Source organism: Gilliamella sp. Choc5-1 (assembly GCF_001690595.1).
Classification (GTDB): Bacteria; Pseudomonadota; Gammaproteobacteria; order Enterobacterales; family Orbaceae; genus Gilliamella; species Gilliamella apicola_M.
This window is the reverse complement of the sequence record NZ_LZHH01000085.1, coordinates 1-19,101: the sequence shown is the minus strand read 5'-3', so window position 1 is coordinate 19,101 and position 19,101 is coordinate 1. Positions and strand designations below refer to the sequence as shown.

The window sequence follows — 19,101 nt, the reverse complement described above, 5'->3', positions numbered from 1 at the left end:
CCTTTCTTGCTTAATGAATGCGTGATATTAAATGTCTTAAAACAATCCGCTAATAACCGATTATCAAACTCTTTACCGCGGTCTGAATGAAATAAATCTAATTTCGATAATGGCATTTTAATTTGGCTTAATGCCGACATAACAAGCTCTGCTGTTTTATGTTGGCCAACATGGTAACCGACAATCTGCCTATCGGATAAGTTCACTAAAACACATAAATAGTTCCAACGTTGCTTAACTTGAATATAGGTTAAATCCGCAACAACAATTTGTTTTTTATCACCTACATCAAATTGTCGTTGCAGGTGATTTTCTGTGGCGGTTTCATTCACTTCTGTATTGTGAGATTGATAACGTTTAACGGTGTATTTTGATACCAGCAATAAGGCTTTCATCACCCGAGCAATGTAACGGCGTGACACCCAAATATTCTCTTTTTGTAAATCAAAACGAATTCGTCTTGTACCATAAGACTGATAGCTCTGATTAAATAGCGTCACGATTTTATCGGCATAAAGCCCTACTGATTTTTGTCTATTCAATTTACACTGATAATAAGCATAATATCTTGATAATCCTAAATATTGACATGGTTTTGTTATGCTATAACGATGTCGATTTGCTTTTAGGATAGCGATTTTCGCCCTATTATCAGTGTAAATTGAAATGTATCCGGGTTTGTATCCGATTTTCCGCTTGATTTGGGGTAATTCCAGTTGAATTCGGTTGAGTAGTGAAACAAGGTGAAAGGCTTATTTGAAAAGGCTTTAGGCATAAAAAAACCTGCTAGAAGCAGGTCTTATAATTTGGTAATTGGTGCCCGGACGCGGAATCGAAGATGCAGTTTTAATCCTTGTGGTGACTGGATTTAAAAAATTTAAATGAAAAATGTACCCGTATTTGTGTCCCTAAATTTATCTGCTTTAAAAATGTACAATTAAGCTCAATTTTATTACCATAAAGAGATTAGCATTGTTCTTTCCTGAATCCCAGAATCAACAAATCCAAATTTAATATAAAACGCATTGGCTTCATCTGTTAAGCTATGTACCAATAGTGCTCTAGAAGCAACTTGTTTAGAGACTTCTTTCGAGCGTAATATAGCATCTTTTAATAATGCTGCACCTAATCCTTTTGCTTTGTAATTTTTATCAATAGCTAAACGGCCTAAGATAATAACCGGAATAGGATCGGGCATATTGCGCTTAAATCTACTCAATGTTAGTTGTCGATGTTGGATACTACCAGTTGATAAACAATAAAAACCGATTACTTTGTTATTGTCACAAATCACAAATGTACGGGAAGCACCACTTTTTTGATTTTTTAAGGATTTTTTCTTCAACCATTCATTCAAAGACAACTCTTCACAATCAAATGATGCAAAATCATGATGTTCATTCAATAAGTGTGGCGCTTCTATTTTTCCCATGGTGACTTTCGCGACAATAAAGCTTGAATTTTTTCATTACTATCAAAAGAGGCTTCGATTGCATGATTGAAAGCATTTATCTGTTCATCGTCGATTAAAAAAAGACGCTGATCAAGCAAAACATCTTCAGCCTTTGAGCAGGCCGCTTCTAAAATAAAATCAGTGCGTGATTTAGATAGTAAATGAGCCGCAATATCAATCAATTCTTTTTGGGATGCCTTAGCTCTAATATTAATAGGCGATTCTTTGGTTTCAGTTCTCATTTTAATTGCCGTTTTTTTTTGTGTGAAAGTGCTACAGTATGATTGTATATCAAATTGATATACAGGTAAAGTGGTGTTTAAATATTAAAGAAATAAATAGCATAAACGTTATTGAATATAAATTATTAAAATAGGATGGGTAACCTTCTACGTTAATTGTGTACTGAGTTTGGGGTATTTACAGGATGTATCCGAGTTTATATCCGTATTGGTTTTGTCTTTTTATAAATTTATTAGAGATATTATTGTAATAAATATTTTTTAAGTCTTGATTTTGATTCAAACAAATAATACAATTCATTCACTTCATGAAATTATTGAAATTAATTTCAGTGATCGTTAAATAAGATTTTGTTCAATAAGTAAATAGGAGGCATTAATATGCTATTAGTATCTAATATTAATCACGTCATTAAAAATATAGAAGATTTTCAAATTGAATTAAATAAAAAAAATAGAAAAAATGATCTAGTTAATGCTTTAGGACAATTTACAAATTGGTTTGCTCATAAGGATGAATTAGGAAATTGGATATTTGGACCAAGTAAGTTTATAGGTTATCAAGGAATATCTTTAGAAAAATATGAAAATAAAAGTCAAAATAAGTTAGATGGAAGGCAAACAGACGCAATATTACAACAGTGGAAAATTAAACCTTCAAAGGAAGAAGATAAAGAATTAAGAGAAAAGTTAGGTTTATTTTTAAATAGTTATGGAAAACGAATTAAGAAAACAGCCAAAATCTATGTGTTAAGTGAATATCAGGATGGAGAAATAGAACAAAGTAAGGCTATCATAGCAATACTCAAAACTTGGAATAAAGATATACAAAAAAAGGTTATTAATGATATTAATTTATACAAACAGAGTCTTTGATACATCCTAAATGTTTATTTACTATTTTAATGGTGGCAGTTAAATTTGCCACCAGATTCTTTAGTAAATCGATACATCATACTTTTTTAGTTTTAAATCTGCTTTTTATCCTTTTTACATTGCTAAATAGATGGTTTTTATAACGAAATCATCAGTTAGAAAAGCGATATTTGCAATATCTTTATGCTTACTCAAAACAAGTTTTAAGTGGCTTGAGGAAAAATTCTTATTTAAGAGTCTATAGCTGTAATATTTTTTAAATAAATTTTTATCGATTCGCCAAATAAGAAAACTAACCAAAAGTTTTAAATAATAAAAATTAATTACAATTATAAAAAAATTTATCTTTAGGGAATTTAATATTAGGAATCCATAGAGGTTTACCATTCCAGCCTTTATCTATCGTTCCAAGAACTCTATACATTGTTAACACAATAATATTATTAAATTTATCTCCTAATTTTCGGTCTGTTGGTGATAATAAGGTACCTGTATTTTTCCCAATATTTCTGTCTTTTCTTATAATTAGAATTGCTTTTTCTTTATCTTCATCCGCTAAAGAATTAATACAATCAATATATTTTTCCTTTGGCCAATCATTTTTAACATCTGAATCGCAATATAGAATTATTTCTTTTAAAAAATCAATATCTGTTATTTCATGGAATTCTTTACCATCAAAAGAATTCAATATTTTATCTATTTTTGATGTGTTTTTTTCTTTAGGGAAACTAGGGAAATGATTAACGCCACCAACAATAATGTTCAACATAGTTTTATCAATAACATTATTTCTTGTTGGTGTAATACCTTTAGGATAAACAAGATTTATATTATTTATATTATTATTTTGGATATATTCTATCATTGCACTATTTGCATAATTTAACTCAGAAAATAGTTTAAATAAACTCGGTGGTAAAAACACTCGAACTAACCCAGAGTCTCTATCATATCCAAAAGCACGGCTATGCTGCCAATATGTATCAGCCTGTGGTTTTTTTGATTTACGGCAATAATAAGTTGTTTGTAGATTAGGAAATGTTACACCTCTACCAATAGCATTGCCTCCAATAATAATATTGATTCCCTTACCAAAATCATCTTTATAAGTATTACTTGAGTTTACTGTAATAATATTAATTTTTTGATTTTCAAGTATATCTAAGATAAATTTATAACATTTATTAAAACTTAAGATATCAGGTTTAGTTTTTACCAGATTCTCCCAAGCATATTTAAGTGAATCCTTAAATAAATCTGCATGTCTCATTGCATATAAAATATCATTTAGAGATTCACTAATCTTATTAGCAATAATCTCATGGTCTGAAATACTTACGCTAGGATGAATTAGAAAAGAACAAGATTCTTTATTACCTACTAAAAATAAATGAGCTGATGCAATGAGAAAACTAGCAATAGCCATTTGCATTCCTTCCGGAAGATGTAATTCTTCAATTCTTAAGTCTTTTAACTCTTCTTCACCGGTAAATTGAATAGGATAAGGAACGATTATTTCATCATCGCTATATTGAATCCTATAAAAAAAATTCCCTCCAAGGTATCCTTCTCCTGGTTGAAAATAATGTACAAATTCTGGTCTATATCCAGTTAATGTTGATTGTAAAAATAATGATTGCGGGGTTGCTGTTACTTGAAGATAAAAACTGCTATTTCCGAGTTTTCGTATTTCTGAAATTTTATTATTAATAGTACTGATATTTTTTTTATTAACTTTAGTATTCAGGCTTGCTGCATCACTTTCATCATCAACAATAAAAACTGCACGTCCATGCAAAAATTTTGATGAGATCAAGTTGTTATACCAAGAAGTTAAAGTTTTAGAATTCTTCTTTAAAACTAATATAACAGGTTTTCTCATTTGATTTTGTATGAATCGTATATCATCTGACTCATCGCAAATACAAAAAGTATCTAATGAATTGAGAGCTCTAGCTAAAGTTTGTTTTTGTAGTCTAACATTATCTGTTGTTAAAATTATAAAAAAATCAAAATGGTTATCTGCTGCTGATGCTATTACACCTAGCATATGTCCTGTTTTCCCACTCTGAACATTTCCTAATAACAAGCCGGTACGATGACTATTAAAGTCAAAACAAGATATATAATTAGGGATTATTGCTGTAACGGAACTTTCTATATTTTGAGCAATATCTTTAGAAGAGTTTTGCTCTATTAATTTAATATAATTATTATAGTGTTGCATCTCTAACTATTCCTTATAATTCCGGCTCAAAATCTAAAAACCATTCATTATTTTTAATTAAGCTCATTTTAATATGTGATGTACCATATTTTGCTAAGACCTCATCTGTTACCATTTGTCCAACTTTCAAAGCACCAGCATTTTCTAATCGGCCTTTTAACCATTTGCCTAAAATAGTTAACTTAGGTGTAGAACGAAAGTTTTTATTATTTGTACCACTAATTTTACATTCAAATTGGTAACCATCATCAGTAATAACTTTAATTATATTTTTAGGATAATTAGGTAAACAGGCAATTTTTTTTGCCACAATTAACTCTACTTCATACCAAGACCTATTTTTTACAATGCCTGTTTTTTTATTTTCTCTTCCTTTTCCGAAACAAGCATTAATATTACTAGATGCTGCTTTTTCTGCAGTAGAAATAGGAATATAGATAATTTCGTTTTTTGATATTTTACTTTTTATATGCCGGACTACTTCATCATTAATTATATTAACATCAGGTAATCCATCTAATAAATTATTTACTTTTTTAAACCCAGGCAATTTCAAGTTAGGTGAAGATAGGTCAGATGAAATTTCTAATAATGATGAGATAAAACTATTAATATTGTTATTAATAGTTTTATCTTCTATTAAAAGATCAACCTCATACTGTCTAATAGGTTGATGTAACAAAATATTGTTCATATTTGAAGAGCCGATGATAGAAATACAGTTGTTTTTTTGATGAAAAGAATATATTTTTCCATGAAATGGGAAATTTGTGACCAACTTCACACACCCCAACTTATTATCCTTCAAAAATGTTTCCATTTCTTTTGCAATTGCATATTGTGAGTATGTGAAATAATCAAAATAATGCATCCCAATAATTATATTACAAAAAGGTTTCCCATTTTTGTAAATAAAATTAGTCAAATGAGCTAAAGAATCTTCTGAAATATAACCAACTGCTATATCAATTTGTTTACAGTTAGATAATAATTCATCAAATTTTGAACTAAATGTACTATTTTCAGTTCTCAATGGTTGTAAATTTGAGGTTAATAATTCCATCGTTACCTTTCCGTTAAATATTTTTATTATTTATAGTATCAAGAAGTAATCTTTCTCTAATCGACATTCTTTTCAGTTTATCGCTGATTTTATCTAAATTTTCATATTGATAACTATTCTCAAATAAAGGTAATAAAGCTTTAGCTAATGCATGAACTCCGCGAGGTGGCACAGCATTACCAATCTGGCGACGTACTTCAGCATTATTACCAATAAATTCAAAATTATCTGGAAATGATTGTAATCGAGCTCTTTCTCTATTAGTTAGTGGTCTAGGTTCTGGATAATGATACCCCCAAGTACCGCCACCACCAGCTGCAATAATAGTTTTAGATGGCTCGTTTCTGTTAATTCTTCTATATACATGACTTATCATACCTTTTACATATAAAGGATGTTCCTTAGGAATATCAGTAAAATTCCCTCCTTCTGGAATTAATTTTAACATTTCTATGGTTTTAGGTTGAATATTCATGTGTTCATTATTACTTTTAATTTGTTCAACCCCTTCTAATGCTTCCCCTGCTGTAACAAAAGGCAACAAAAGTTCTTTATTACCATGAGTTGGTGAAGGATGAATAAAATTAAATCCTGTATTTTTACGAATACCAACGATTAGAACTCGTTCTCTAAATTGTGGTACACCATACTCTGCAAAATTATATAATTGAACTTTAACTAAATATCCTGGAGTTATATTTTCAAAGTCTTTAATTATTGTTTCAATTGCTTTGTATTTATTTGCACTAAGTAAACCTTTTACATTCTCAGCAACAAAAGCTTTTGGTTTTTTTGCATCAATAAATCTTAAAAAGCTTTTATATAAATTTCCTCTCTCACCATTCAATCCAGGTCGTTTCCATATAATAGAAAAATCCTGACATGGAAATCCACCTAAAATAAGATCACAATGAGGTATACTATCATCGATATATGGATCAATTAATTCAATATCTCCACAATGCATTACATTTCCAAAATTACGAGTAAAAGTTTCAGCAGCCCATTTATTGAAATCATTAGCCCATACCGTTTTATAACCACACTGGTGGAAACCTAAATCTAACCCTCCACATCCAGAAAATAATGATACAATCTTAGGCATTGTAAATTCTTTAACTTGTTTCACTTTGTAACCTTCTATATTTTCGTATGTTTATTGTATTATACAATAAATAACTGTTTATTAATACAGTGGTTCATACTTTAGTAATATCTATGATAAACGTTTTTTTGATTTAATAAAGTTTCTAAATATATAAAGTATTCGTCTTATCCAAGCCAAAATTCTTTTGGCACGTATTTCCCATCATAATCAAAACTAAAACTTTCACCTGTATAATAGATGTAATTACCAGAATAAAATGTACCACTTTGTTCAAGTGCAATATCATGGCCATATCGTTCGTAATCAAAGTAATTAGCTAAGTTACCAAGTTCTTTTAAACTATAACAACCACTTTCAGCAATCCAGTAGAAACCTAAATCATATTCATTGCTGATGTTATATAGACATTGAAAGCAATCTAGATTATCTGCTAGGTTAATTAAATCAGCAATTGAATTAACGTATCCGCCAATATCAATTGCTGCTTCATAGATTTCCATTTCATCATGACTTAATTCGTCAAGTTTACAGGCTAAATAATTTAGTTCATTAAGATTGCTATTTTCAGAGATATAATTTGTTATGCCATATATAGACGATTTGTAACCACTTAAAAAGAACTCTTTGTAATTAACACTATCAATGCCAATTTGTTTAAAGCATTGTTTTACTTTTGCTGGTGTTGTTGGTAGCTCTAGCCATTCACCGATCAATTTTCCTTCGTTATATTTTTCTAAATTGGTGATAAATACTGAGATCATACCAGAACCCACCGTAGTGGATTTTAGGCATGATGATACACTAGGTAATGTTTGCATAAACAATTCCTTAATTTTTTGATATTAATTGATATTGAGAAATGAATTAAACAGTGAGGTGTTTTTTAATTTGTTTTGAACTCATAAGGCATAATAAACTCAGTGCGGATTGAATCCAAGTAATCAGCCCACCATTGAACCATTTTAGTTCGTTCGATAATGTGTTGTGCTTTGTGGATATAAGCGGCTCTAACGCCATTACGTTCTTGATGACTCATCTGGCGTTCAACAGCATCTCGTGACCATAGATTCGATTCAACTAATGCACTACAAGCCATAGTTCTAAAACCATGTCCACAAAGTTCTGTCTTGGTGTCATAACCCATTGTTCGAAGTGCTTTATTAACCGTATTTTCGCTCATTGGTTTTCTTGCAGAATGATCACCAATAAATACCAGCTCATACATTCCACTAATTTCATGTATTTGTTTTAAAACATCAATTGCTTGATCGCTTAGCGGAACTAAATGAGGCGTTTTCATTTTTGAACCTCGGTGAGAATGAGGTACACCATCAATTTTCTCCCTTTCAGCAGGAATAGTCCAAATCTTTTTATCGAAATCAATTTCTGACCAACGAGCAAACCGTAGTTCACTAGAACGAATAAATATAATTAGAGAAAGTTTAATTGCTAATCTGATTAACTCTCGTCCTTTAAAATTATCAATGCGTTCTAAAAGTTCAGGTATTTGTTCGAGTTCAAGTGCAGGGCGATGATTAACCTTTACTTTACTCACTACCCCTTTTAAATCTTGAGCAGGGTTATAAGAGATGTAACCATTTTGTACTGCATAACGCATTATTGCTGAAGTACGTTGCTGTAATCGGCTAGCGACTTCAAAACGCCCCTGATCTTCAACAGCTTTAATTGGAACAATTAACTGACGAGTAGTTAATGCTGAAATAGAATAAGCGCCAATTTTTGGGAATAAATACAATTCTAATGTTCGTAGTACTTTTGCTCTATGTGGCTCAGACCAAGTTTTATTATTGGTACACCATTTACGAGCAACTTGTTCAAAAGTAACTTGTATTTCATCTTCAAACTGTTTTGCTTTCTTTTCTACCTGTGGGTCAATATTTCTAGCTAGTAATGATTTGGCTTCGTCTCGTAGCCTTCTAGCTTCGCTTAATAAGACATTAGGATATTGGCCTATCGACATTAATTTTTCTTTAGCATTAAAATAATAGCGAAAGCGCCAATATTTAGAACCGTTGGAGTGAACAAGCAAAAATAAACCATCACCATCAGAAAGTTTATATTGTTTATCGTGTGGTTTGGCTGATTTTATTTTTAAATCAGTTAAGGACATAACGAAATTCCTCAATTATAGAAATTTAGACATAAAAAAAGCCACATATTTGACTATGTGGCTTTGGTTAATAGAAATTTAACTGTTAATTAGTTTTGGTCTTTATCCATGCTTCAACCTCTTTTAGACACCAACGCGAGGATCTTCCTAGTTTAATAGGGGGTGGAAATTTATTTTGTTTTATCAAGGCATAAAACCATTTATCTGTCATGCCTGTGAGTGTGGTGATATATTTCATATCAATTAGGTAATCTGGATGTGTTTGTGCATCCAAAGGGGATAAGAATGTTGACATTGTTGTACCTCTATTGAGTGATGTGGGTTAATTACATTCAATAGATAGGTAACAACAATATTTTTTTACTACTTCGATCATAAACGGCTTATTTTTACAAAGCCGTTTATAAGCATACTAATTGATTAATTTGCAACCTTATTTATAAAACTCATAATAGGTTGATTATAAATTTGATCAACATAGTTGGTTTTATAGGCATTTCGAAAGCAAGATGATGACATACTTGAGTCAGATTTTACGGATGGATATCCATCGGTTTTAAACTCTAATTCACAACTTATTAATGATGGATTTCTTTCACCTATTAGAACCCATTTTATCTTTTGTTGATAACTTTCAGTTTTTATATCTTTTGCAAGTTTTTCAAATTGATTGATTTTGTTAGTTAGATTTTGATTATATGGATCAATTACTTTTTCTATAATATTTTTAACTATACCGTTTTCCACTCCCTCAAAATAGACTAAAAGTTCCTGATAATTATTAACAGATAATGTCCTCTTACCATCCTTCGTATTTAAGGTTATCTTCTTGGCTGAATTACCTTCAAGTAGATATTGGTAAATTAATTTCGAATAATCATCATCATAAAGATCAAGTAGTTCAACCTTTTCTCCCTTATAACGTTTAAAAGACGCGTAACCACGTTCAAAAATTAAACCATGTTTTTTTAATATTTCTTTGATAGAAATTATATCTTTTTCAATTTGTTCTATTTTTTTCACAATATCTTTATTATCTATATTGGTATTGGTTCTTCCTTCAGAAAATCCATAAAGAAAAAAATGATCATAATTTATAATTCCATCATTGCTTTTATCACCATAAATAGATTTAATGACATTATCCGGGTAACGTGCATAAAAACCCCGACTATCAAGGATTTTATATTTTTCTTCTTCTTTGATTTCTTTTATGATTATTTCCTTATTTGATAGGAGATATTTTCTATTTTCTTGATAGCGAGCTAAGGCGTTACTTTTTTCTATTTCAAGAAGAGCTTTCTTCAACTTGTCATAAATAACCAGTTTCGCTTTCGCTTTAATGTAACTTTTAGCCTTTGCATCAATGTAATTTTTATATACCGTATAATGGGGATATTTAACATTCTTATATCGTTTTTCTTCCTCTTTAAATTTTTCATAACCATCTAATGTAATATTGATATTTTTATCTACAAGCATAGTTTTTAAATTTCCAGCCATACCAGAAAATGTTAGCTTTAAAAATTGATTTGGATGATCCTTTTTAAATTCACAAGTATATTCAACAATATTTCGATCTCGTTCATCTTTATATGAATCCCACTTCGTTTTATTACAGATATTTCGGTTATCAAGCGCATTACCTACAGTAAGAGTTGAGTCGATATTGTCATACACATAATCTTTAACTTGCTTAACCTGTGATGAGTCTCCGCACGCTGTGAGAATCAGTACGGATAAAACAATTGTTATTTTTTTCATTGTTATTCCTTATGGAAAAAAGAATTAATTAGTTTTACTTAAATTGTATTTTTGTGTGGTACTGAAAACTTAACTTGACACATACTAGCTATTGTTTTTAATTGAGTTTATATTTTCATCGATTATTTAAATAAAGTCATATCGTTTAAACAGATCAATAAGATCTTATTGATCGTTAAAAACGATCAATACATCTTAAGTAAATTTTCAAAAATTACCCATTCACTTGTTCAGCAAAGGAAAAATATGATTGTTGACCAATCACAATGTGATCTAATACTCGGATACCAACGATATTTAATATTTCTGTTAGCTTTTGATTGATATTACGATCTGCATTACTGGGTTGCGATTCGCCTGATGGATGATTATGGGCAAAAATAACTGCTGCAGCATTATACCTAAGTGCTTGTTTAATTATTTCTCTAGGATGGATTTCCACAGAGTTAATTGTACCCATAAAAAGTGTTTCTACTTTAATTAACTGATGTTGATTATTCAGGTACATAGCAACAAAATGCTCTCTTTCTTTTTGTTCTAATTTTAGTCTAAGGTAGTCAATGACTTGATTAGGTTTTGTGAATTGGTTATTTTCTATTTTCATCTGCTTTTCGAGCAATTTTAACGCTATTGTCACAATGCGCTTTGTTGAATAGGAAGTTTTCATTTTTTCTCCTGTTAAGACTGAGCAAAGCATAATGTCTTTCATGTAAAAACTGAAATTAATGAGATAAATGTATAAATAGGTGAATTTTTAGATAATTGAATTATTAGTGTTATTCAGCTAATAGGTTTGATTAAATTGTTTTTTAGCAAATTGGCCAATGCGATAAGTAATAATGCGATCAACAACAGCTCCCATCACACCACCAAAAATCGGGATCACTTTAATTAACTTTAAGCTATGCTTTGCACTTATAATACTAATAAGCTGTTTAATGACCGATAGACTTATTTTACGAATTACTTCATTTGGCTGTTTCATCAATGTAGCTAAACAAAACTGCTGTAATCTTAACTTGCTTGTCATCACACATAATGATAAGAAAATTAAGATTTTAATTCTTTCATCATACACATCATGACCTTGCAAGATAGCAATGGTTGTAACGAGCCTCATTTGAATAAACAAGACACTTAAGGCGTTTGTTGGCAAAGTTATAGGTAAACTTGCAATCCCGCCTAACCCTGTGATAAAACCTGTAGCTGTTGCTTTGTCTGTTTCATGTTTGATTAGTTTATCAAGCTTATCTGAATGTAAAGGGAAATTGGCTTTATGTTTTTCGGCTAATGTATAAGCAGAGGAAAAACCATAACCACCGGTCAAACAAAGCTGATAGAGTTTATCAAGTAGTAAAGGTAATTTATCTGACATATCATGCTTCCTTATTTGTCGACTTAAATAAAGAATGAAAATGATTGTAAGAAGGCTCTAATAAATAAAATAAGGTGTTTTGTAATATTTGACGATTTAACATGGTACACTCCTTATAAAAATGTTAATTGAACGGACATATTGGTATGTTCAACTAATGATATCTATTTAAAATTATTTATAATAAGAGTGTTGAAGCATATTGAGAAAATATGAAGCAAATCGGATAAATGAGTTTGCTTCATGAATAAGATTAGAGGAGGAGTTCAATATTTTGTGTCATTTAGGTAAACTGTGTAGCAAAAGAGGAAATGACACAGAATTATGAACAGGAACCTCATTTATTACTAATACTTCTTGTTTTTTTCATAACGAGCTAAGCTTTTCTTAGCTTTTGCTTTTTGCTCATCTGTTGCTTTATCTGAATTTAAAATGGAGTTAGCAGAACTTACAATAACTGCGGGAAGTACTTTTGTCACTGTAAAGTCTCCTACTTGGTAAAGTTTTTTACCCAACCATTTAACTCTACTCATAATAGTCATCTTTATACTCCGAACACTCTGGACATGGAAATGTAAAATTAACATCCCCACCACATACAGGGCAATTTTCGGGATGGGGTTCACCGCCATATTCTAATGAACAAGGGATGACTCCCGTACCATTGCATTCGCCACAATCAGATTTAGCCATTTTATTTATCTCCTTAAATTATTATTGAATTAAAATACATCATTATTATTAGAAATATATTGTGCACTGTCATATCGTTTATAACGATCAGTTAAGATCTGATTGATCGTTATAAACGATCAATTAATTTGATTGAGAGTATACATACTGTTTATATACAAAGTATGAAGAGGATCATGTTTCTTCCAAGAAAATTGTGCTAACTCAGATAAAGCATTCTTAGTTAGTTTTTTTTCAACATTAATACCATATCCATCAGTTTCATTCTTCCAAAGATTGGTAACGGAATTCATAATAACGTTATAATTTGCATATTGTTCTGAGCTAAAGTACAACATGGTGGGAAAATAAAAGCCGTATTGTTTATTAAAAGCCATTACCCAAACAATACTAAGAATATGATTGGAAAGTAATGTTAAATCAGACAAGTTCAACATATCCATATACGCATCTATTCCATATTGCCTTTGATAGGCATCGTCATGATAGGCAAAATCCATTCTGACTGGATATAACTTCCCATAATTTGTAAGTAACGATCTATGATGAGCTCTTAGCTTATTTAGTATTAGGTCATAGTAGTTGTCCATTTTTTATTCCTTTATATGAATTGGATCTATAGCAATTAGTCTGTTTTGTTGACTTCTTTGTATAAACATACTTTTAAAGATTCATAGTGATTTTCCAAAATGAAGGAAATAGTTTTTTGGGATTATTAAATACGGGAAGAAATTAAAAATTTATTCAGACCAAGTGTTCTAGGTTTTCCTCGATGACTTGGAGGCGGGACTTTACTTAAAAATAGACAATCACTATAACACTCTTTAAAAAATGATTTCTGTTCTGTTTTAGCTAAATAACTAAGCATATAACAAACAGAACGAAATGCTTCATCATCGTGATGATTTATTATCCTTAGCCCATTAATATGATAATTATTCCGCTGACAATCATACAAATAACCTTTAGTCAGTTCATACCATGCACGTTCCAGTGCAACGTAAATAGGATAGTATTTTTGTCTTTTTTGACCATTTACATAAAAAACAGAATGAAAATGGATATGTTCATTCTGATTAAATTCCATAACAACAGCATACCCTACAATATCAAGTTCAAGTTGCATAGCTTGATAGAGGAAGTACATTATTTCTTTTTTGGTTGTTTCAATATCAGTATTGAACTCATCATCTTTAGCATAATGAATGTCGATTCGAATCGGTAAAATTTTTGAGTATCTATCTTGTAGCTTATTTAGGTGTGCAATGAGTTGATCATTGAGTTGTTTATTAATAGTAAAATTTTTATTTTGCATTTAGTTGCCCTTATCAAATTAGAGTTATTTGATAAGGAGCAAGATTATTTTTTTAATGTTTTAGTAACTGATGGTTTACTCAGATAGGGTACTACTGACTTCTATATAATAATATTAATTAACCTTAATTCAGTATATATTCAATTTTTCGTTGTTAATACAAGTAAGTAAGTCTAAAATTTGCTTCGAAAATACTTCATTATATATTCATTTTTACTTCTTTTTTACTTCATTAATTTAGGTGGATAGAAAATGGAAAAAACAATTATAACTAGAGACCATGAAGGTAAATTAATTGTACATACGAAGAATCTTTACACTTGTTTTATTATTTATGATTATTTAATAAATAAAGTAAATGATTTTTATATTGTTCTTAATGGACAGAAAATAAAAAGCATGTTACCTATTAATTTTTGTAAATTAATTAATGAAAATCTCTATTTAAAGGTTATAAAGGAATCAGATGAAAAAAAAATAATATTATTTAAACAGTATATTGAGAATAAATTAAAAGAATTACAGCAATATTACGAAAAATATCATTTCAACAAAATTGATTTTTCATGGTTAAAAAATAATAAAATGGCATGTATGGGCCTTTGGTATAAATTACGTACAATATATCAAAATCCTATAATATTACCTGTATTTACTGATAATCCTACTAATCAAGATGGGGAATCGATCGATTGGTTACCTAAACATAAGAGGTATATTACACAGTACAGAAAGTATATTGATATTGTCATCTGCTATTTTTTTGAAAATCAAATCCAAAATCCAACCTCTCACAAAGAAAGGTTGGATTCTATTCAACTGATGTTTAATTATCTTGCATATCATGAGACAACTCGCATAAGAATAGATACATTTTATAAATGTTATGCTTTCGATTTAACAAATATCAATCTAGAGTATTTCTATCCAAATGATTTAATTGAATGTTATAAAAAAGATTGGATAAAGATATATAATTCAAAAAATACTCTAAATTGGATAAATAAATCTAATGAGGAGCAATGTCGTTGGATATGGGAATTTTTGCAAAAAGAACACTCAATTACAATCCTTCAGCATAAAAAGAATTATAGACTTAATCAAAATTTTTGTTTTAATTTTTTTGAATTTACTAATAATGAAGAACGCTATTTAGCTATTTTTACTGCTATATATACAGCTCCAAAAGATGGAATAACAGACAAATTACTCAAAACAATGAAAAAACTATGGTTGCAAAAAGAGAGAAGATCTTCAAATAGAGCAAAAAATAACAAAATTTTAAAAAAACAATGTAAGCGTATTACGAAAGATACAGCAGAAAACAATGAAAATGATTTAAATAAAATAGTATAGATTTAAACTTATCTAATAATAGTAATTAGGCAAGCAATTCTCTATAACCCTTGCAAAAAAAGGCTTTAAAGCCATTTTATGGATACACGCCATTATCGAACCAAATGTATCCGGGTTTGTATCCGATTTTCCGCTTGATTTGGGGTAATTCCAGTTGAACACTGTTGAGTAGTGAAACAAGGTGAAAGGCTTATTTGAAAAGGCTTTAGGCATAAAAAAACCTGCTAGAAGCAGGTCTTAGAATTTGGTGATTGGTGCCCGGACGCGGAATCGAACCACGGACACGGGGATTTTCAATCCCCTGCTCTACCGACTGAGCTATCCGGGCAACAATGGATGCATATTAAACACGATTCGTGATTATCAGTCAATCCCTTTTGTAATATTTTTTTTAAAATATATATTGTTTGGTTGAAAAATAGCTAATCATCTTCATATTAAAAGATAATATTTTAATAATATGTTTTTATCCTTATAGGAATTATATATGCGATTTGTTGGCTTTATTATCTTCTTTATTTATGTTTATTTTGAACTCACCTTTTTCATAGCTGTTGCCAATTCTATTGGTATTTTTCTTGCTTTAATTTGTATTATTGCAACATCTATTCTTGGTTTCTCGTTAGTTAAAACTCAGGGTTTGAAAAACCTTAATATTATGCAACAAAAAATAGCTAATAATCAAAGCTATAAAAATGAAGTAATTAGAAGTGTAGCTTTGCTTTTTGCCGGTTTTTTCTTGCTTATTCCAGGGTTTTTAACTGATATTTTAGGTGCAATCTTATTAATACCCCATGTACAAGATCATATCGTGGAATTTATTGTTCGAAAAATACCAATTAGATCAAAATTTTCTTCATCACAAATGCACTATCAAGAGGATGATATTATTGAAGGTGAATTCAAACAGAAGAATGATGAATAAATAATCAGTTAGACTTTTTTTAAATTTGTTCTCTTGAAGAATTTAAAATAATCCCCATATATTGTGCACTACATTAAAAAATCATAATTCTATGATTTCTGTTAATAATTATCTTAATTAAAAATTAGTGCTAGGAGATAACTAATGAAAATTCGTCCATTGCATGATCGTGTGATCATTAAACGCAAAGAAGTAGAATCAAAATCAGCTGGCGGTATTGTTTTAACTGGTTCAGCAGCAGGTAAATCAACTCGTGGTGAAGTTTTAGCTGTTGGTAATGGTCGCATTTTAGAAAATGGTCAAGTACAGCCGTTAGATGTAAAAGTGGGGGATATCGTAATTTTCAATGAAGGGTACGGCGTTAAAACAGAAAAAATCGATAACGAAGAAGTACTTATTTTGTCTGAAAGCGATATTTTAGCTATTGTACAGGCATAACTGACAACTAATTTAATTTATATACAGAATTTAGGAGAAATACGAAAATGGCAGCTAAAGATGTAAAATTTGGTAATGACGCTCGCATTAAAATGCTTAAAGGCGTTAATGTATTAGCTGATGCAGTTAAAGTGACTTTAGGTCCAAAAGGACGTAATGTTGTATTAGATAAATCATTTGGTGCACCAACAATTACTAAAGACGGTGTTTCTGTTGCTCGTGAAATCGAATTAGAAGATAAATTCGAAAATATGGGCGCACAAATGGTTAAAGAAGTGGCTTCTAAAGCGAATGATGCAGCAGGTGATGGTACAACTACTGCAACCGTGCTTGCTCAAGCAATTGTTAATGAAGGTTTAAAAGCTGTCGCCGCTGGCATGAATCCAATGGATTTAAAACGTGGTATTGATAAAGCAGTTGTTGCAGCTGTTGAAGAGCTTAAAAAATTATCTGCACCATGTGCTGATTCTAAAGCAATTGCTCAAGTAGGTACTATTTCAGCTAACTCTGATGAAACAGTTGGTACTTTAATCGCTCAAGCAATGGAAAAAGTGGGTAAAGAAGGTGTTATCACTGTTGAAGATGGTACTGGTTTACAAGATGAACTTGATGTTGTTGAAGGTATGCAGTTTGACCGCGGTTATTTATCTCCATATTTCATTAATAAACCAGAAACAGCAACAGTAGAATTAGATAATCCATATATTTTATTAGCTGATAAGAAAGTATCTAATATTCGTGAATTATTACCTGTGTTAGAAGCCGTTGCTAAAGCAGGTAAATCATTATTAATAATTGCTGAAGATGTTGAAGGCGAAGCGCTTGCAACATTAGTAGTTAACACTATGCGTGGTATTGTTAAAGTTGCTGCGGTTAAAGCACCTGGCTTTGGTGATCGTCGTAAAGCGATGTTACAAGATATTGCAATCTTAACTGCTGGTACTGTTATTTCAGAAGAAATTGGTTTAGAGCTTGAAAAAGCGACACTTGAAGATTTAGGTCAAGCAAAACGTGTTGTTATCAATAAAGATAACACAACGATTATTGACGGTGTTGGTGAAGAATCTTTAATCAAAGCTCGCGTTGAACAAATTCGTAAACAAATCGAAGAATCAACTTCTGACTATGATAAAGAGAAACTTCAAGAACGCGTTGCGAAACTTGCTGGCGGTGTTGCTGTAATTAAAGTTGGTGCGGCAACTGAAGTTGAAATGAAAGAGAAAAAAGCTCGTGTTGAAGACGCATTACATGCAACTCGTGCAGCTGTTGAAGAAGGTGTTGTAGCCGGTGGTGGTGTTGCTCTTGTCCGTGCCGCAACTACTATTTCAGAACTTAAGGGTGCAAACGAAGATCAAAACGTTGGTATCAAAGTTGCACTTCGTGCGATGGAAGCTCCATTACGTCAAATCGTTACTAACTGTGGTGAAGAAGCATCTGTTGTTGTTAATGCCGTTAAAGGTGGTAAAGGTAACTATGGTTACAATGCCGCAACTGAAGAATATGGTGATATGATTGCAATGGGTATTTTAGATCCAACTAAAGTAACACGTAGTGCATTACAATATGCCGCTTCAGTTGCCGGCCTTATGATTACAACTGAATGTATGGTAACTGATTTACCTAAAGATGATAAGACTGACTTAGGTGCCGCTGGTGGTATGGGTGGTATGGGCGGAATGATGTAATTCCACCGTTAATACAACAGATACATTTCAATATAAACCACTCGTTATGCGAGTGGTTTCAGATTGATGACAAAGAACTCGCTTTTTGGCGAGTTCTTTGATCTAATAGAGAGGAGCCCATTATTAAAAGGAACTCTTCTATGCTAAAATATAGTAGCTTAAACTTAAGCTGACAGACACGTATTACTCATCGGCTTTCATTTTAACAAAATGCGTGTCCGATGAGCAAAATAAATTCTCCAATTGCTTTTCCTTAACCAACCCCTTTGCATCATTCCATGTTTGCCATGGTGTCTTCCCATAACAATATTTACTGAATGCGCTCTTTCTCGATTGTAAAATTCAAGCCATTGCTCAATATCGTTTTGTATTTCACTCAATTGCGTGTAAATCTTACGCCGAAATAAAATATCATAACATTCTGTTTTCATCGTCTTATGGAATCGC

20 protein-coding genes, 1 tRNA gene and 1 pseudogene are annotated in these 19,101 nt (G+C 30.8%); 5 read left to right on the top strand and 17 right to left on the bottom strand.

Translation table 11 applies throughout. From position 1 onward, the window contains the following. The 3 genes from A9G35_RS07505 to A9G35_RS07495 form a co-directional block, all read right to left on the bottom strand. Window positions 1-542: DDE-type integrase/transposase/recombinase (locus A9G35_RS07505; RefSeq protein WP_065636330.1), on the bottom strand; the 542-nt coding region annotated here is incomplete at its 3' end. Between the two features lie 410 nt (window positions 543-952). After that, window positions 953-1,432, bottom strand: a complete 480-nt coding sequence (locus tag A9G35_RS07500) for a GNAT family N-acetyltransferase (RefSeq protein ID WP_065636329.1) — start codon at window positions 1,430-1,432, stop codon at window positions 953-955. Further along, window positions 1,420-1,695: a type II toxin-antitoxin system TacA family antitoxin gene (locus A9G35_RS07495; protein ID WP_065561594.1), complete on the bottom strand. Its 276-nt coding sequence runs from the start codon at window positions 1,693-1,695 to the stop codon at window positions 1,420-1,422. Before A9G35_RS07495 ends, A9G35_RS07500 begins: the two co-directional genes overlap by 13 nt. A 381-nt stretch (window positions 1,696-2,076) precedes the next feature. Between A9G35_RS07495 and A9G35_RS07490 the strand changes: the two genes are divergently transcribed. Beyond that, window positions 2,077-2,571 carry a hypothetical protein gene (locus A9G35_RS07490; RefSeq protein WP_065610757.1) on the top strand — a complete coding sequence of 165 codons (495 nt, stop codon included), beginning with the start codon at window positions 2,077-2,079 and terminating at the stop codon, window positions 2,569-2,571. A gap of 319 nt (window positions 2,572-2,890) precedes the next feature. On the opposite strand, the gene A9G35_RS07485 is transcribed toward A9G35_RS07490, so the two are convergent. The 12 genes from A9G35_RS07485 to A9G35_RS07430 form a co-directional block, all read right to left on the bottom strand. Next, window positions 2,891-4,801, bottom strand: a complete 1,911-nt coding sequence (locus tag A9G35_RS07485; protein WP_065636328.1) for a Z1 domain-containing protein — start codon at window positions 4,799-4,801, stop codon at window positions 2,891-2,893. Window positions 4,802-4,814: 13 nt separating this feature from the next. Continuing rightward, on the bottom strand, window positions 4,815-5,864 hold the full coding sequence (locus A9G35_RS07480; RefSeq protein WP_065636327.1) for a restriction endonuclease PLD domain-containing protein: 1,050 nt from the start codon (window positions 5,862-5,864) through the stop codon (window positions 4,815-4,817). Between the two features lie 13 nt (window positions 5,865-5,877). Beyond that, a complete protein-coding gene (locus A9G35_RS07475) occupies window positions 5,878-6,969 on the bottom strand; it encodes a DNA cytosine methyltransferase (protein WP_065636331.1) in 1,092 nt (363 codons plus the stop codon). A 167-nt stretch (window positions 6,970-7,136) separates the two neighbouring features. After that, window positions 7,137-7,790, bottom strand: a complete 654-nt coding sequence (locus A9G35_RS07470) for an antirestriction protein ArdA (RefSeq protein ID WP_065636326.1) — start codon at window positions 7,788-7,790, stop codon at window positions 7,137-7,139. 65 nt (window positions 7,791-7,855) lie between these two features. Further along, window positions 7,856-9,103 (bottom strand): tyrosine-type recombinase/integrase, encoded by a 1,248-nt coding sequence (locus A9G35_RS07465; protein ID WP_065636325.1) that lies wholly within the window; start codon window positions 9,101-9,103, stop codon window positions 7,856-7,858. Between the two features lie 85 nt (window positions 9,104-9,188). Continuing rightward, a complete protein-coding gene (locus A9G35_RS07460) occupies window positions 9,189-9,398 on the bottom strand; it encodes a helix-turn-helix transcriptional regulator (RefSeq protein WP_065636324.1) in 210 nt (69 codons plus the stop codon). 125 nt (window positions 9,399-9,523) lie between these two features. Further along, window positions 9,524-10,867, bottom strand: a complete 1,344-nt coding sequence (locus tag A9G35_RS07455) for a hypothetical protein (protein ID WP_065636323.1) — start codon at window positions 10,865-10,867, stop codon at window positions 9,524-9,526. 214 nt (window positions 10,868-11,081) lie between these two features. Then, window positions 11,082-11,534, bottom strand: coding sequence for a RadC family protein (gene radC / locus A9G35_RS07450; RefSeq protein ID WP_141673823.1), 453 nt, complete (start codon window positions 11,532-11,534; stop codon window positions 11,082-11,084). Window positions 11,535-11,651: 117 nt separating this feature from the next. Further along, complete coding sequence (locus A9G35_RS07445; RefSeq protein ID WP_065636321.1) at window positions 11,652-12,242, bottom strand: EcsC family protein; 591 nt, start codon at window positions 12,240-12,242, stop codon at window positions 11,652-11,654. A 347-nt stretch (window positions 12,243-12,589) separates the two neighbouring features. Then, complete coding sequence (locus tag A9G35_RS07440) at window positions 12,590-12,775, bottom strand: hypothetical protein (RefSeq protein ID WP_141671750.1); 186 nt, start codon at window positions 12,773-12,775, stop codon at window positions 12,590-12,592. Between the two features lie 279 nt (window positions 12,776-13,054). Further along, a complete protein-coding gene (locus A9G35_RS07435) occupies window positions 13,055-13,525 on the bottom strand; it encodes a hypothetical protein (protein WP_065636320.1) in 471 nt (156 codons plus the stop codon). A 125-nt stretch (window positions 13,526-13,650) separates the two neighbouring features. Further along, on the bottom strand, window positions 13,651-14,250 hold the full coding sequence (locus tag A9G35_RS07430; protein WP_065636319.1) for an inovirus-type Gp2 protein: 600 nt from the start codon (window positions 14,248-14,250) through the stop codon (window positions 13,651-13,653). Between the two features lie 252 nt (window positions 14,251-14,502). Here A9G35_RS07430 and A9G35_RS07425 point away from each other — a divergent pair, with 252 nt between their 5' ends. Next, entirely contained in the window at window positions 14,503-15,606 is a 1,104-nt protein-coding gene (locus A9G35_RS07425) for a hypothetical protein (RefSeq protein ID WP_065636318.1), read from the top strand. Between the two features lie 252 nt (window positions 15,607-15,858). On the opposite strand, the gene A9G35_RS07420 is transcribed toward A9G35_RS07425, so the two are convergent. Next, window positions 15,859-15,934, bottom strand: a tRNA-Phe gene (locus A9G35_RS07420). 159 nt (window positions 15,935-16,093) lie between these two features. Here A9G35_RS07420 and A9G35_RS07415 point away from each other — a divergent pair. From A9G35_RS07415 to groL, 3 genes are all read left to right on the top strand, one after another. Further along, window positions 16,094-16,531: an FxsA family protein gene (locus A9G35_RS07415; protein WP_065636317.1), complete on the top strand. Its 438-nt coding sequence runs from the start codon at window positions 16,094-16,096 to the stop codon at window positions 16,529-16,531. A gap of 144 nt (window positions 16,532-16,675) precedes the next feature. Beyond that, a complete protein-coding gene (locus tag A9G35_RS07410) occupies window positions 16,676-16,969 on the top strand; it encodes a co-chaperone GroES (protein ID WP_034915350.1) in 294 nt (97 codons plus the stop codon). 47 nt (window positions 16,970-17,016) lie between these two features. After that, the gene (gene groL, locus A9G35_RS07405) at window positions 17,017-18,654 is read left to right on the top strand and encodes a chaperonin GroEL (protein WP_065636316.1); all 1,638 of its coding nucleotides are present in this window, start codon (window positions 17,017-17,019) and stop codon (window positions 18,652-18,654) included. Between the two features lie 183 nt (window positions 18,655-18,837). Here groL and A9G35_RS07400 read toward each other — a convergent pair. Then, window positions 18,838-19,101: pseudogene (locus tag A9G35_RS07400) on the bottom strand (integrase core domain-containing protein); the annotation flags it as partial.